Annotated in this window: 12 protein-coding genes and 1 pseudogene; 5 read left to right on the top strand and 8 right to left on the bottom strand. The window is 61.1% G+C overall.

The annotated features are described in order from the left end of the window. Window positions 1-15: 15 nt before the first annotated feature. Window positions 16-294, bottom strand: coding sequence for a DUF3618 domain-containing protein (locus tag MHY08_RS07875; protein WP_005323988.1), 279 nt, complete (start codon window positions 292-294; stop codon window positions 16-18). A gap of 96 nt (window positions 295-390) precedes the next feature. Between MHY08_RS07875 and bcp the strand changes: the two genes are divergently transcribed. The 3 genes from bcp (at window position 391) to MHY08_RS07860 (ending at window position 2550) form a co-directional block, all read left to right on the top strand. Next, window positions 391-858, top strand: coding sequence for a thioredoxin-dependent thiol peroxidase (gene bcp / locus MHY08_RS07870; RefSeq protein WP_005327287.1), 468 nt, complete (start codon window positions 391-393; stop codon window positions 856-858). Between the two features lie 3 nt (window positions 859-861). Then, on the top strand, window positions 862-1488 hold the full coding sequence (locus MHY08_RS07865; RefSeq protein ID WP_239236192.1) for a TetR/AcrR family transcriptional regulator: 627 nt from the start codon (window positions 862-864) through the stop codon (window positions 1486-1488). A gap of 75 nt (window positions 1489-1563) precedes the next feature. Further along, entirely contained in the window at window positions 1564-2550 is a 987-nt protein-coding gene (locus tag MHY08_RS07860) for an HNH endonuclease signature motif containing protein (RefSeq protein ID WP_239236190.1), read from the top strand. A gap of 21 nt (window positions 2551-2571) precedes the next feature. Here MHY08_RS07860 and bioD read toward each other — a convergent pair whose 3' ends face one another. Beyond that, a complete protein-coding gene (gene bioD, locus MHY08_RS07855; RefSeq protein ID WP_239192248.1) occupies window positions 2572-3231 on the bottom strand; it encodes a dethiobiotin synthase in 660 nt (219 codons plus the stop codon). After that, on the bottom strand, window positions 3228-4499 hold the full coding sequence (locus MHY08_RS07850; protein WP_239236187.1) for an adenosylmethionine--8-amino-7-oxononanoate transaminase: 1272 nt from the start codon (window positions 4497-4499) through the stop codon (window positions 3228-3230). The genes bioD and MHY08_RS07850 overlap by 4 nt, the downstream gene beginning before the upstream one ends. A gap of 43 nt (window positions 4500-4542) precedes the next feature. On the opposite strand from MHY08_RS07850, the gene MHY08_RS07845 reads away from it, so the two are divergent. Then, window positions 4543-5973 carry a peptide MFS transporter gene (locus tag MHY08_RS07845; RefSeq protein ID WP_239192244.1) on the top strand — a complete coding sequence of 477 codons (1431 nt, stop codon included), beginning with the start codon at window positions 4543-4545 and terminating at the stop codon, window positions 5971-5973. A gap of 131 nt (window positions 5974-6104) precedes the next feature. Here MHY08_RS07845 and MHY08_RS07840 read toward each other — a convergent pair whose 3' ends face one another. The 4 genes and pseudogenes from MHY08_RS07840 to pflB form a co-directional block, all read right to left on the bottom strand. Then, on the bottom strand, window positions 6105-7253 hold the full coding sequence (locus tag MHY08_RS07840; protein WP_204611096.1) for an SPFH domain-containing protein: 1149 nt from the start codon (window positions 7251-7253) through the stop codon (window positions 6105-6107). Window positions 7254-7312: 59 nt separating this feature from the next. Next, window positions 7313-8551: an alpha/beta fold hydrolase gene (locus MHY08_RS07835; RefSeq protein WP_239236184.1), complete on the bottom strand. Its 1239-nt coding sequence runs from the start codon at window positions 8549-8551 to the stop codon at window positions 7313-7315. 11 nt (window positions 8552-8562) lie between these two features. Beyond that, window positions 8563-9432, bottom strand: coding sequence for a pyruvate formate-lyase-activating protein (gene pflA / locus MHY08_RS07830; protein ID WP_204611092.1), 870 nt, complete (start codon window positions 9430-9432; stop codon window positions 8563-8565). Window positions 9433-9434: 2 nt separating this feature from the next. After that, window positions 9435-11813 (bottom strand): annotated as a pseudogene (gene pflB, locus MHY08_RS07825) (formate C-acetyltransferase). A 316-nt stretch (window positions 11814-12129) separates the two neighbouring features. Between pflB and MHY08_RS07820 the strand changes: the two are divergent. Further along, the gene (locus MHY08_RS07820; protein WP_239236182.1) at window positions 12130-14040 is read left to right on the top strand and encodes a solute carrier family 23 protein; all 1911 of its coding nucleotides are present in this window, start codon (window positions 12130-12132) and stop codon (window positions 14038-14040) included. Here MHY08_RS07820 and MHY08_RS07815 read toward each other — a convergent pair whose 3' ends face one another. Beyond that, window positions 14041-14583 (bottom strand): hypothetical protein, encoded by a 543-nt coding sequence (locus MHY08_RS07815; protein ID WP_239236179.1) that lies wholly within the window; start codon window positions 14581-14583, stop codon window positions 14041-14043. Window positions 14584-14956 lie beyond the last annotated feature (373 nt).

The following is a 14956-nucleotide window of genomic DNA, read 5'->3' as shown; positions in this document are numbered from 1 at the left end:
GCGGGGACTTCACAATTAGTGGCGCTCGGACAGCAGGCGCTGCAGCTCCTTCAGGTCGCTCTTGCGGCGGCGAGAGCGGAAGACCGAGAAAGCAATCAGGCCAACCACAGCGGCGCCGACGCCACCCAGGGCCATCTGCACGTTGCGGTCCTGCAGCTTATCGGTGGCCGCGGTCTTAGCCTCGTTGGCAAAGTTCTGCGGCTTGCTGCGCTGTGCCAGCTCGTCCAGGGTGCCGGCCAGCTGGCGGCGGGTGCGCTCGATATCGCGCTGAATGTCTTCAATATTGCGTGCCACGAAGTTCTCCTCTTAACTTAGGTTCGCTCTTAACGGGGTCATTCTACCCCGCCGCCCCAAAAGCGTGCAGCCCGGGCGGTAAGTAAGGTGGAAACCATGACTGAAAACCGTTTGAACGTTGGAGATACCGCCCCTGCTTTTGCGCTTGCCGACGACGCCGGAAACACCGTTTCCCTCGCCGATTACGCAGGCCAGCGCGTACTGGTCTACTTCTACCCCCGCGCCAATACCCCGGGCTGCACCAAGGAAGCCTGCGATTTCCGCGATTCCCTGGAACAGCTCAATGATCTCAATATTGCCGTCGTAGGCATCTCGCCAGATAAGCCGGAGGCGCTGGCGAAGTTCCGCGCGGACCACGAGCTGAACTTCCCGCTGCTTTCGGATCCGGATAAGTCCGTCATGACCGCCTACGGCGCGTTTGGGGAAAAGAAGAACTACGGCAAGGTCGTCCAGGGCGTTATCCGCTCCACCTTCCTGGTCGAGCCGGATGGCACCATCGGCCAGACGCACTACAACGTCAAGGCCACCGGCCACGTCGCCCGCGTGATGAAGGGACTTAGCTAGCGCGTGGGAGAGATTCTGCTACCGCGGCGTCGGCCAGCGCAGGCGCGCAGTCGCGAGCGCTTCGAGCGCATTCTGCAGGCCGCCCGCGCCGTGCTTGTCGACGTCGGCTTTGAATCCTTCACCGTCGACGAAGTCGCCCACCGCGCCGGGGTGCCCATCGGCACGCTGTATCAGTTCTTTGCCAATAAATACGTGCTCGTCTGCGAGCTCGACCGCCAAGACACGGCCGCCAGCCGGGCCGAAATCGAGCGCTTCTCCCGCCGTGCCCCGGACGTGCAGTGGCCCGATGTGCTGGATGAAACCATCGATCACCTGGCGCGCATGTGGCGCGACGATCCCTCCCGGCGCGCCGTGTGGCATGCCGTGCAATCCACCCCCGCCACCCGCGCGACGGCCGCAGATACCGAGCGTCAGCTGCTTTTCCCCTTGTCAGAAATCCTCTCCCCGCTCGCGCCGTCCATGAGCGATGACGAACGCATTGACCTGGCCGGCTTCCTTATCCACAACGTCGTCTCGCAGCTCAATTACGCAACTGCGGGCGACCCCAGTGGCTTTGATGCCGTGGTCGTAGAGATTAAGCGCATGCTCGTTTCGTATCTCTTTGCCATTGCGGCCCACTGGGGCAGTTGACGCTTAAACAAGTTATCCACAGCTGCGGACGTCTTCGCCTCGGCTTACCCACCGGCTCTGCTTAAAGTTGCAGCCATGAGCGCACTTAAGGCCTATGCCACCCATATTGCCTCGGCGATGGACATCCTCGCCGAGGCCCACGGCATGTCTGAGCGCGCCCTTCTCGAGATGGGCTTGCCGGACGTCGAGGCCCGCGACCTCCGCGCGCTGGCCGCGGTCTACTTCGGACCGACCGGATTCAGCCGCAAGCAACGCCACGCAGCCGCGGCCGCCCGCCACCACGACCTCGTAACGCTCAAGCTGATTGAAAAGTACGTCTCCCGGGTGCGCACGAAGCGTGAGGCGTGGAACCTACGCGTGGAGCTGTGCCGCCTGCGTGGGCCGGCTTCTGAAATCGCCCGCCGCGCCAAGCAGCGCCTGCGCGAACTTCGCCCGCGCCGCATGCCACCCCGCGAAGGCGTGCAACTCCTTCGCCGGCCGAACGGCCCGTGGACTATGCGGATTACCGCGCCCTCGGCCTTCCTTGCTGAATTCGACGCCGCGCTCGACCCCGACCGTCCACTCGATTCCCTCCGCGACCTACTTCGCGGCACCGGCGCGCCTTCCGCGCGCACCACCACCAACGTCACCATCCCGCTCAACGCCCTAGACCAAATCCTGGACGGCGACGGCGAGGAAGTCACGCTGCGCCTTAGCAATGGCGCCACCATTTCCGGCGCCGAGCTCGTCGAACGCACCTTCACCGAGCACGGCCTCGCCACCCTTATCCACCCCGTCAAGGGCCCAGTCAACCTGTATCGCACATCACGTTACGCCACCGAGAAACAGCGGCAGATGGCCGCGGCCGAAAATCCCACCTGCCCGTGGCCGCCGTGCAACCATCCGGCGGACAAGGCCCAGATCCATCACCTCAAGGCGTGGAAGCACGGCGGGTTGACCAATATGGAGAACCTGACCGTGTGCTGCCCCTACCACAACGGGGTCAACCAGGATGATCCGAATGCCCCGCCGCTGCGCGGGCGCCTTGCCCGGGTCAATGGCAAGGTCCGCTGGGTTCGTTAGCGCTGCCTCTGCGAGGTAGCGCTACTCGGCGTGCTCTAAAAAGTCCGCGTAGACTTCGGCGGCTACCCGCGCGAATTCGGCGGGCGTCATGCGGGCCATGCCCTCCGGCAGGCTGCCCCACAGCGGGCAGCCGGTCACCTGCGGCATCTCCTCGAGGTTCAGTCGGGTAGCTAAATCCGGATCGGCCGGCAGCGAGCCACCAATCAGCCCGAGCACCTCGATTCCGTGGCGTTGCGCCTCGCGCACAGTCAGCTCGGCCGCGTTGAGGCTTCCTAGGCTGAGGGAGGTGACGATGAGGAGCCTATCGGCGACGTCGGCAAGCGTATAGGCGTCCGTCAGACGCACGAGCAGCCCGCCGGCGCCTTCAACAAGCACCACGCGGCCGGGCGCGTCAAGGGCGGCAATCCACTCCTTGAGTTCCTGCAGGCCGGGTTGGTCCATGCCGGCCCGGCGCGCAGAAAGGTTTGGCGCCAGCGGCTCCGGGAAGCGCACCATCTCGGTGACCTCCACGCCTGCCAGCTTGCCGACGGTCACCGCATCCCCCTTCCCCTCCGGCTCCCCCGTCTGCAGTGGCTTAGCGTAGACAACCTCACGGCCGCGCTGCTTGAAGGCACTGGCGAGCGCGGCCGTGGCCACCGTCTTGCCGACGTCCGTGTTCGTCCCCGTCACGTAAATAATCACTGTCGTCCTCCTGCTACCGCGGCGCGCACGCCGCGGCACATCTGGGTTACTTCGTCGGCGGTGCTGATAAACGGCGGCATGATATAAATCAGTCGGCCGAACGGGCGCAACCACACGCCCTGTTCCACGGCCGCGGCCGTCGCAGCGGCCATATTTACTTCGCGTTCCATTTCCACCACGCCGATGGCACCAAGCACGCGCACATCCGCTACCCCCGGCTCCTCGGCTAGGTCTGCAAGCCCGCGCTGCAGCTGCTTTTCGATGCCCGCTACCTGCTCGCGCCAGTGCCCTTCCACAATGAGCGCAGTCGCCTCGGCCGACACGGCGCAAGCGAGCGGATTAGCCATAAACGTCGGCCCATGCATCAACGCGCGCGGGCGCATTCTCTCGGACACTTTCGCGGTAGCGAGCGTGGCGGCCATGGTCATAAACCCACCGGTCATCGCCTTGCCAACGCACATAATATCCGGCACGACGCCGGCTGCTTGGGTAGCAAAAAGGTCGCCAGTTCGGCCGAATCCGGTGGCGATTTCGTCGGCGATGAGCACGATACCGTGGCGGTCACAGATATCCCGGGCCCCGCGCACCAGCTCGTGGTCATGAAAGCGCATGCCTCCCGCACCTTGGACTACAGGTTCAATGACTAGGGCCGCGACCTCCTCAGTGATGCACGCTTCCAGCTCGTGCAGATAGGTTGCGCGCTCGGCCGGGCTAGCTCCGCGGGTAGGCGGCGCTGGGGCGAAAATCTGGCGCGCTAAGGTGCCAGTCCACATCGAGTGCATGCCGCCTTCAGGATCGCACACGCTCATCGCCGCGAAGGTATCGCCGTGATACCCCGATCGCCACGTCAGCATTTTGGTGCGCTCGGGGTGCCCTAGGCCACGGGCGTACTGTAGCGCCATTTTGATGGCTACTTCTACCGATACAGATCCGGAGTCCGAATAAAAGACCTGTTCGAAATCACCCCGGGTCAGTTCCATGAGGTTGCGGGTAAGCCGCGCGGCAGGTTCGTGGGTGAGCCCGCCGAACATGACGTGGCTCATTCGCTCGATTTGTGCGGCCGCTGCTGCCTTGAGTCGCGGGTGTCCGTGGCCGTGGGCGGCGGCCCACCAGGAAGACATGGCGTCGATAAGCGTGGTGCCATCCGCAAGCGTTAGATGGACGCCGGTGGCCGAGTCCACCACAAGCGTTGGCTCGCCTGGCTCGGCGTAGGGGTGCCAAATGTGTCGCGCATCGAGAGCGGCAATATCCTCCGCTGAAATATCCATGATTTTAGGTCTATCACAGACTTTCGGCCGTTATAGTGCTTTTATGACAATTATTAAACAGCGTTCAATCCGGCGTCTACCGGCGGCTTTACCAGCAGTCGCCGGAATTGAAATGTGGGAGCGCTTTAGCTTCTACGGCATGCAAGCCATCCTCGCCTACTACCTCTATTCCACCTCCGGCGGGCCCGGCATGGACCAAGCACAGGCCACCGCGCTTGTCGGCGCATACGGTAGCCTGCTCTATCTGTGCACGTTCGTCGGCGGGTGGGTCAGCGACCGGCTCTTGGGCGCCGAACGCACGCTCCTTGCCGGCGCGGTTCTGCTCATTTGCGGGCACTTTTCGTTGTCCTTGGTGCCTGGCGCGGCAGGTCTCGTAGCCGGGCTTTTGCCGCTTGCACTGGGCTCAGGCCTGCTCAAGACAGCAGCAATCACCATTCTGGGTGCGGCTTTTCCTCCCGCGGCCGGCGCACGAGATGGCGCCTTCCAGATCTTTTATCTAGGGATTAATATCGGCGCCCTACTCGGGCCGATGCTTACTGGCTGGCTGGCACAAGAATACGGTTACCACGCTGGCTTCCTCGCGGCCGCGATCCTCATGTGTTGCGGGTGCGCCCTCTACGGCACGCTGCGCCGGCGGGTAGTTGCGGAATTCGATTCGCGGCCGCCCAACCCCACCACCACACCGGGCAGGGCCGCGGCGATAGCGTTGGCGGCCGTCGTGGGCGGCGTCGTCGTTGCGGTGACTGTCTCGCCAGATAAGCTGGCCATGCTTTTGCTCCTTACCACGATCACGGCCGCCCTCGCTCTCTTCGCCAGCATGCTGCGGTCGCCGCGGGTCAGCGCGCCGGAGCGGCGGAAGGTCGTGGCATATATTCCGCTGTTTTTCTGCTCTACGGCCTATTGGACCCTCCAACCGCAGATTTACGGCGTGCTAGCCGTGTACTCGGATCAGCGTGTAAACCGCATGGTAGGCGGATTTGAGATTCCAGCGGCGTGGACGCAATCGCTCAACCCCCTGTTCATCTTGGTGTTGTCCCTCCCATTGGCTGCTGGCATGGCCCGATGGGCTCGCTCGCGACGTCTATTAATGGCCGTAGGCATCATGGTGGCTGGTTCCGGAATGTTTGTGCTGTTGCCGTTCGTCGGGGGCGGAGAAAACTCAACGCCGTTCGCGGCTTTGGCCTTGACCATCTTCTTGATGTCGCTCGGCGAGCTATTCATCGGACCAGTGGGCATGGCGGCATCGGCCGCGCACGCACCACGGGCCTACGCGACGCGCTTTTCAGCACTGTACTTTCTCACCATGGCCATCGGCACCTCGCTGGCGGGAACACTATCGACGCTCTATGACCCTTCCTCGGCAGATGCGGAGCGGAACTACCTACTTATTGTCGGAATCGTCCCCGTCGCACTGGGACTCATGCTCTTGGTCGGCCGAAAGGACGTCGTGGACGAGGTGTCGGGCGGCGTCTAAGGTATCGGCTCCTGAGGTAGCTTGGGTGTCAGTGGAGAAAATCTGACACTCGTGATCGGGGATCACCTCCGCGCGGCGGGTTATGCCACGCTGCGCGGTATAGGCATCAAAGAGGTTATCGATGCTCAGGGCTACTCCTCGTTTTTTAGTTGCTCGCGCAGCTGCTGGAAATACTCGCGGGCAGCCTGGGGCTGCGCAGTGGAGTGCGGGCCCTGCTGCGGCTGCGGCTCTGCCTGCTGGTGCTCGGAGCGTTGCTGCTCAGCGCGCTGGGAAGCGGCGATGGCTTCGCGCTTGGCGCGTTCGGCCTGTCGCTTAGATTCGCGCTCGATTTCTTCAGCGCGGGAAGGCTTCTTAGGCTGCAGGCGACGGCGCTGCGACGGCTCCTCGGCAGAGTCGAGGGCGCGATTGGCCATGAGGACATCGCGCATACCGCTGAAAAGATCGCCCATCCCCTGCGGGTTAGAGGGCATGTAAAGAACGGACGCCTGGCCGTTGTGGGAGACGTCGACCATTGCGTCGAGGTACTGGGAGACCAGCATGAGGGCTTCGGGGGATTCTTCCACGCCGGCGTCGCGAAGCATCTCGTACTGCTGGGCAATGCCCTCGACGATTTCCTTACGCTGGTCGGCGACGCCGCGGCCCTGCAGCTTCTTCGCCTCGGCTGCACCCTCAGCTTCCTTGACCACGCGGATCTTTTCAGCCTCCGCCTGGGCGACGGCCGCCTCGCGCTCGCGCTGCGCCGCGTTAATGGAGTTCATGGACTCGCGCACCCGGGAATCGGGGCGAATATCGGTGACCAAGGTGTTGACAAAATTCCAGCCATACTCGGCCATGTTGTCGCGCAGGGAGGCCGCAACATTGCGGGCGATGGTGTCCTTGGAGGAGAAGGAATCATCTAGGTTCATATTCGCTACGGAGGAACGAACATTGTCCTGGACGTAGGCCACAATCTGCTGCTCGTGATTGGAGAGCATGTAGTACGCCTCGCGCTCGCGCCCCTGGACTACCTCGTACTGCACGGCAACAGGGATTTGGACGAAGACATTGTCCTTCGTCTTGGTCTCCACCATCACATCCAGCTGGCGCACCTGCAGCGAAATCTTATCGCGTACACGGTCCACCCACGGCATCTTAAAGTGCAGGCCAGCATGCGCCACCTTTTGGAATTTGCCCAAACGCTCCAAAATGGCAGCTTCGCGAGTGCGAACGATGAAATAGCCATCGAAAAGCGTTCCCAAGATAATCAGCAGGATAAAAACTATTACTATGGTGGCAATCATTGAATCTCCCTAAATGTCGTGATGATCACTAATATTTTCGCATAGGAAATAGCGAAATGCTAGTGATCGTCAATAAGCGAAAAGAGCTTCCCCAAGATGGTCGCACCATCCTCGCGGATGCCGTTGTGCTGGAATTCATTGTTAATCCACGGCCGCAGGTCTCCCAGGTGCGCGGCCGTAGCCAAGGACTCCTCGAGCGGGACGAAAATATCATCGACGTAGATGGCCGCGGCCGTGGTGGGCACCTCGCCCAACGCATAGGGCGGGGAGAATTCGTGGCGGGCAAGACCATGGGCGGCGTCGGCAAACGCTTGCAAGGCTGGGTCCTCGTCGAACTGCCAGGGGAAAATGTGCTCGCCGGTCAGCCAGGTGCCGCCCTCAGCAAACTCCGGAAATTCCTCGCGCACGCGGTGCGCCGCCCAGTTCGTAGCGGCCTGGCCACCGGCGCCGCCATAAATCGACTCATGGATTGCGGCGTACAACGGAGCGTCTGCAAAGCTCACGCGCTGGCCGACGTCCGCCAGGAAATCACCCCGCAACCGCTTCTCCCCCGCCTCGGTGCGGAAGGGCTCCTCCAGCAGATAGGCCAGCGAATCAAAGCCGGTGCCACGGCCGAGCTCAATGCCGATGGTACGAAAGCGCAGCGCGGACAGGCGCTCACCGGTAGGAAGCCGCTCATCTGAATTGTCCAGGTGGGAAATGATCTCCTCGATCCGGCCTTGTGCCCACGGGAATTCGCGGTAGAAACGCTGCTGGCGGGCCTTGAGTTTGCTGAAGGTAGCGCGGTAGAGCTCGTCCGCGCCCTTCAGCGTGGGGATGCCGCCGGTGAAGAAAGCATGCTCGACGCGCTCGGGTGCCTGGGATAGGTAGGCGGTGATGCAAAAACCGCCGAAAGACTGCCCGAACAGCGACCATTTCTCGAGTCCGAGGTGCTCGCGCAGGCGCTCGGCATCGCGGACGATATTGTCTTGGCGCAGCAACGCCAAGTGCTCTGCAGTGCGCTCTGCGGCCGGGCTAAGCGCATCAATGCGGTGCGAGCGGCCGGTGCCGCGCTGATCCATGAGGATAACGCGGTAGCGCTCCAGTGCCTTGCCAATCAGCCCCGTAGGCGCCAATGGCCGAGGCGCCGGGAAACCAGGACCGCCCTGCAGGTAGAGCAATGCGGGCAGGCCCTCGCCGCCGGGCGGGATTATTTCGCGGGCGTAAAGCCCAAAAGTCCCGTGGGGATTGGAATAATCCCACGGGACTTCTAGGTGGTGCTCTTTAATTGTGTGGCCGAAGCGGCGATAGGAGGTCATGTCCTCCCAGGCTAGTAGACTTCCAAGCCCTTCGAGCGGAAGACGTCACGGATTTTCTCCACATCCTCCGGCTTTGGTGGCTTCGTGTCAGCTAGCTGGTAGTTCATGCCCAAGCTATCCCACTTGTCCTTGCCCATATTGTGGAAAGGCAGGACCTCAACGCGCTCAACGTTGGATTTCCAACGCGCCACGATATTGGCCACATTTTCCACGTTCTCTGGCGAGTCCGTGAGGTCTGGCACCACCACGAAGCGGATCCACACCGACTTGCCCATCTTGTTTAGCCTGTCGCCGAAGTCCAGCGTGGGCTGGAGTTCGCGCTGAGTGACCTTGCGATAGGTTTCCTCGTCGCCCGACTTGACGTCGAGAAGCACGAGGTCGATATTGTCCAGGTCCTCGTCACGCAAACGCGCACCGAGGTAACCGGCAGTATCGATGGTGGTGTGAATGCCCGCATCGTGAACTTCCTTGAGCACGCGGCGCGTGAAAGAAAGTTGGAAGAGGGGTTCACCACCGGAGATGGTGAGACCGCCACCGGAAGCGTTGAAGATTGGCTTATAACGCTTAATGCGCTTGACCACATCCTCGACCCGCTCCAGCGTGCCGGTCTTCATCTCCCAGGTGTCTGGGTTATGGCAGTACTGGCAGCGCAGTGGGCAGCCGGACATGAACATCGTCATGCGGGTACCCGGGCCATCGACGGCGGTCACGAGCTCCCAAGAGTGCACGAGGGCAATATCGCCGGTACGGCGCGCCTCCATGAGTTCGGGGCGGGTAATGTCATCGAATTGAGCGTCATTTCCCAGGCCCGCGGCCGCGCCGCGGACTCGCTCTCCTTCTTCAGGAGAGAGGGTAACGACACCAGTAACGCCATCTGCCATGATTAGGAACCCTGGTGGAAGGTGCGGGAGATAACGTCGAGCTGCTGCTCCTTGGTCAGCTTGACAAAGTTGACAGCGTAGCCAGAGACGCGAACGGTGAGGTTCGGGTACTTCTCTGGGTGCTCAACGGCGTCCTCGAGGGTGGACTTGTCCAGCACGTTGATGTTTGCGTGGTACAGACCAGAGTTCATCTGGTGTGCATCGCGGTTTGCCTTCATTGCTGACATGCGGTCTTCGAAAGTTGGGGTTGCCATGATTTTCTCCTTTTCGAGATGGTTGAGGGTTGGTGGTTTTTACTTCTCCATGATGAAGCCGGCATCCAGAACGCCCACCAAGTTATTGATGCGCTCTTCTGGGGTGCGGCCCAATCCGGAAGGAGTAATGGTGTTGGTCAGCGAGATGCCGTCCAAGGCGTCCTTGTAATCCAGCTTGCCGACGGACAGCATGGAAGCAACCATGCCGTGGCTGTCAGCACCGTTTTCAGGGTTAGCGCCTGGGGAGAACGGCGTGCCGGCCTTGTGGCCCGACGGGAAGGCGCCTGTTGCCTTGCCGTAGACCACGTTCGAGGTAATGGTCAGCACGGACTGGGTTGGGATGGCATTGCGGTACATCGGGATGGCCTTAATCTTTTCCATCACGGTGTGGACAATGGTAGCGGCGATATCATCGGCGCGGTCGTCATCGTTGCCGTAGAACGGGAACTCACCTTCGGTGATGTAGTCCGTAATCAGGCCGGTCTCGTCGCGTACCGGGGTGACCTTAGCGTACTTGATAGCAGCCAGGGAGTCGGCGACGATGGACAGGCCGGCGATGCCGCAGCCCATGGAGCGGACGATATTGGAATCGTGCAGCGCCATCTCGACTGCCTCGTAGGCGTACTTGTCGTGGGAGTAGTGGATGATGTTTAGGGCCTCAACGTAGGTGCCAACAACCCAGTCCAGCATCTCCTCGTACTTCTGCCAGACCTCGTCGAAGTCCAGCGGGCCGTCGCCCTTGATGGGCTCGTAGCCTTCGACAACCTGCTTGCCGGATACCTCATCGCGGCCACCGTTGATGGCGTAGAGCAGAGCCTTTGCGGCGTTCACACGAGCGCCGAAGAACTGCATCTGCTTGCCAACTTCCATCGGGGAGACACAGCAAGCAATTGCGGCGTCATCGCCCCACTGCTCACGAATCTGGCGGTCAGACTCGTACTGGATGGAGGAGGTCTCAATGGAGATGTGGGCGCAGAATTCCTTGTAGCCCTCTGGCAGCTTCGGATCCCAGAAGATGGTGATGTTCGGCTCAGGTGATGGGCCAAGGTTCACCAGGGTCTGCAGCAGACGGAAGGAGGTCTTGGTGACCATGTGGCGGCCGTCGTTGCCAAAGCCAGCGTCGGACCAGGTTGCCCAGTATGGGTCGCCAGAGAAGATCTGGTCGTAGTCGATGGTGCGCAGGAAGCGAACGATACGCAGCTTGAGAACCAGGGAGTCAATGATCTCCTGGGCGTCTTCCTCGGTGATGATGCCAGCGGCGAGGTCGCGCTCGAAGTAGCAATCGAAGAAGGCGGACAGGCGGCCGATGGACATTGCGGCGCCATCCTGGGACTTAATGGAAGCCAGGTAGCCGAAGTAGGTCCACTGCACTGCCTCGTGAGCGGTCTTGGCCGGCTGGGAGATGTCGAAGCCGTAGGACTCGGCCATCTTCTTGAGCTTCTTCAGGGCCTTGATCTGCTCGGAGTGCTCCTCGCGGAAGCGTGCCCAGTGCTCAGAGAAGCCAGCATCTGCGACGGAATCGCGGGAAGCCTGCTTTTCCTCGATCAGGTAATCCACACCATAAAGTGCAACACGGCGGTAGTCGCCGATGATGCGGCCACGGCCGTAAGCATCCGGCAGGCCGGTGATGATGTGTGATGAACGAGCAGCGCGGATGCGCGGGGTGTAGATATCGAAGACCGCATCGTTGTGGGTCTTGCGGTAACGGGTGAAGATCTTCTCCACCTCAGGGTCTACTTCCTTGCCCGCTTCGCCGATAGCCTGCTTGACCATGCGCCAGCCACCGAACGGCATCATGGCGCGCTTCAGCGGGGTATCAGTCTGCAGACCGACGATAACGTCGTCGTCCTCTGAGATGTAGCCGGCCGGGAAGGCGTCGATGTCGGTCGGGGTGTGGGTGTCAACGTCGTAGACGCGCTGCTTGCGCTCGACGGACAGGTACTTCTTTTCCAGGGTGTCCCAGACGCGCTTGGTCTTCTCGGTCGGGCCTGCCAGGAAGCTGGAGTCGCCGTCGTACGGCGTGTAGTTGCGCTGGATGAAGTCGCGGACGTTGATGCCCTCGGTCCATGGACCGGACTCAAATCCCTTCCAAGCTTCAAACTGTTGAGGCTGCGTTGCGGTAGTCATAATTCCCTTCTTTCGGGCGAATTTCTAGCAGGGGATAAATGCCGCTTTCTTCGAGCCACAGCACCAAGCCCCTCTGGCCTCAATTGTTGACCAATTGCCTGGTAATAACAAGTCTCGCAAACGTTTGAAAGCCAAGTAATAAACCGGTCGTGTTGTTTAGCTGGTTAGTGGTTTCATGCAGAACGCACGTACGTCTTTTATCGGGGGTGAACTAGCCCCGAACGTGTTCCTCATCACCGCTAGATTTTGGTCGCTACCTGCACGAACCTCTACTGTTAATCCCGTTCAGCTTCGCTTCCGCACAAAGGAGGACTTCGTGGCTTCCCAGCCCAAGCATCCAGTAGATATCGTCCCACCCGCCCCCAAACTAGCCGCCTTGGGTTTACAACATGTGCTGGCGTTTTATGCCGGCGCAGTCATCGTCCCGCTGCTCATTGCCGGCTCGCTCAATCTGGATGCGGAAACCACCATCCACCTCATTAATGCGGATCTGTTGACCTGTGGCATTGCGACGATCATTCAGTCCCTGGGCGTCGGCAAGCGCATTGGCGTGCGCCTGCCCATCGTGCAGGGCGTGACTACTACGGCCGTCTCCCCGATTATTGCCATCGGCTTGGGCGCAACCGACGGCGCGGGTGGGGTGGCCTCGCTGCCTACCATCTATGGCGCCATTATTGTCGCCGGCCTTTTTACCTTCTTTGCGGCGCCGGTCTTTGGCAAGGTGCTGCGCTTCTTCCCGCCGGTGGTTACCGGTTCGGTCCTGCTGGTTATGGGTACGTCACTGTTGGGGGTGTCGGCCAATGACTTTGTCAATTACGCCGAGGGCGTGCCGGCCACCCGCGACTTGCTCTATGGCTTTGGCACGCTCGCGGTCATCATCTTGGTGCAGCGTTTTTCCTCGGGATTCCTGGGCACTCTGGCCGTGCTCATCGGCCTAGTCTTAGGCACTGGCGTGGCGCTCGTGCTTGGCGACACCTCCTTTGACGAGGTCTCCTCCGCCCCCGCCCTCGGCATTACTACCCCGTTCTACTTCGGTATGCCGAAGTTTGACCTGGTAGCGATTTTCTCGCTCATCATCGTCATGATTATCACCATGATGGAGACCACCGGTGACGTCTTTGCCACCGGCGAGATTGTAAAAAAGCGCATCCGCCGCGATGACGTCGTGCGTGCGATTCGCGCCGATGGCCTGTCCACCCTGGTGGGCGGCGTGATGAATTCCTTCCCCTATACCTGCTTTGCCCAAAACGTTGGCCTGGTGCGCCTGACCAGCGTCAAGTCGCGGTGGGTGGCCGTTGCCGCCGCCGGGTTCATGATGGTGCTGGGCATTTTGCCTAAGGCCGGCGCGGTCGTGGCCTCCATCCCCTCCCCCGTTCTCGGCGGCGCCTCCCTGGCGCTTTTCGCCAACGTGGCGTGGGTGGGCCTGCAGACCATCGCCAAGGCCGATCTTTCCGATGGCCGCAACTCCGTCATCGTTACCTCCGCGCTGGGGCTGGCCATGCTGGTGACCTTCAAGCCGGATATCGCCACCGCCTTCCCGGAGTGGGCGCAAACCTTCGTCTCTTCTGGCATGTCCATCGGCGCGATTACCGCCATCGTGCTCAACCTTTTGTTCTTCCACACCGGGGGTAAGCAGGGAACGCAGGTGTCTCGGGCCGTCGGCAAGAGCGTGAGCCTGCAACAGCTCAACGGCGCCTCCCGCGAAGAGTTTGTCTCCGCGCTGCGCCCGCTGTTTAACAATGAAACCTGGCCGCTGGAGCTGGCGTGGGAGTCGCGGCCCTTCGGCGATGTCAATGAGCTGCGCGCGGCCATTCAGGTGGCCGTGCTGACCGCGGATGATTCCCGCCGCGCCGCCCTCATCCACGATTACCCGGCCATGGATGAGCTGCTGCTTGCCGACGCCGACGAAGCCGCCACCATCTCCGCCGACCGCGGCTCCCTCGGCCTGACCGACCTAGATGATGTGCAGACCGAGCGCATCACCGAACTTTCCGCCGCCTACCGCGAGCGCTTTGATATGCCATTTGTGGCTTATTTGGATACCAATGACACCGTCGACCGCGTTATTGATGCCGGTGTGCGCCGCCTAGCCAACTCCCCGGAGCAGGAGTACCGCACCGCGTTGGGCGAAATCGTAGAAATTGCCAACGACCGCTTCGATATCCTGCTGGCCGATGCCAACCCGGTCCGCTCCTCGTGGGACCGCAAGTTCACCGAGGTGGACTAGTTAGCGAAAAGAAAAGTCCACCTCGGCTTCTGGGTCCACTCCGGAAATAATGCCGGTGTAGAACTGCTTGGCCTGGGATTGGAGGACATCGCGATTATCCGCGATGTCCTCTTTCTTTTTATCCTCATTGAGGATTTTGGTGATGGTTTCCGCCTTATCGATATCCGGGGTAATCCAGCTCAACGCGCCGTTGTCCTCCACCGCGGTTTCGAAATTCTCATCCGAGTGCCCGATGAAAATGAACTCTGGGATCTGCACGCGGAAGTGGTGCGGGGATTCTTCTTCCACCTGAACCTGCGAACCTTCGATGCCGATCTTCGCGCGGTAGGAGTACTTGATGTACTGGGTGCGCTCGCTGCCCGGGACCTGCCAATTCCACAGCTTGCTGGTGGCGGATTCCTCCGATAGGCCCTCGATACCCAGCGAGACGAGCACCACCTGCTCTTCACGCTCCACGGCCTTGATGACCTTGGTATTACTCGATTCGGTCTCCACCTCCACCGGTTCCCGCACCTGCCAAATGAACACCGCGGCGGCAGCCACGGCGGCAATGAGAATGACGGCGACTAGGGTGGAAAGCAGCTTTTTCGGCCTAAACGACAGGATGTGTTGGTGAGGTTGTACGGCTAGCCGGTCTGGCGTGCTGATATTAGGAATATTTCACTTATCCAGAGGGATATTCCAGCTTCGACCATGAAATACCGCCAAAGGCATGCCGGTGTGCTAGGCACCTAGGTTCACGATGAGAGGATGAGTAAAAATCATCCTCGATGCCCCGTCTGCGGCGGGGCATGCACGAAACACGGAACAACGAGTGCTGGGCGCCAACGATGGCGATGCCGCACCTGCAAGGCCACCTTCACCCGCGTGAATAACGATGCCGTGCAAGCCAAATGGTTCCGCCTTTTCATTTCCT

The organism is Corynebacterium sp. ACRPJ (genome assembly GCF_022347345.1).
Lineage (GTDB): Bacteria > Actinomycetota > Actinomycetes > Mycobacteriales > Mycobacteriaceae > Corynebacterium > Corynebacterium tuberculostearicum_D.
Note: the sequence above shows the minus strand (reverse complement) of the source record. Positions and strands in the feature narration are given on the sequence as shown.

Excerpts from the sequence above, each read along its gene's own strand:
- bcp (WP_005327287.1), top strand. The coding sequence starts at position 391 with ATGACTGAAAACCGTTTGAACGTTGGAGATACCGCCCCTGCTTTTGCG.
- MHY08_RS07860 (WP_239236190.1), top strand. The coding sequence starts at position 1,564 with ATGAGCGCACTTAAGGCCTATGCCACCCATATTGCCTCGGCGATGGAC.
- MHY08_RS07850 (WP_239236187.1), bottom strand. The coding sequence starts at position 4,499 with ATGGATATTTCAGCGGAGGATATTGCCGCTCTCGATGCGCGACACATT.
- MHY08_RS07845 (WP_239192244.1), top strand. The coding sequence starts at position 4,543 with ATGACAATTATTAAACAGCGTTCAATCCGGCGTCTACCGGCGGCTTTA.
- MHY08_RS07840 (WP_204611096.1), bottom strand. The coding sequence starts at position 7,253 with ATGATTGCCACCATAGTAATAGTTTTTATCCTGCTGATTATCTTGGGA.
- MHY08_RS07835 (WP_239236184.1), bottom strand. The coding sequence starts at position 8,551 with ATGACCTCCTATCGCCGCTTCGGCCACACAATTAAAGAGCACCACCTA.
- pflA (WP_204611092.1), bottom strand. The coding sequence starts at position 9,432 with ATGGCAGATGGCGTTACTGGTGTCGTTACCCTCTCTCCTGAAGAAGGA.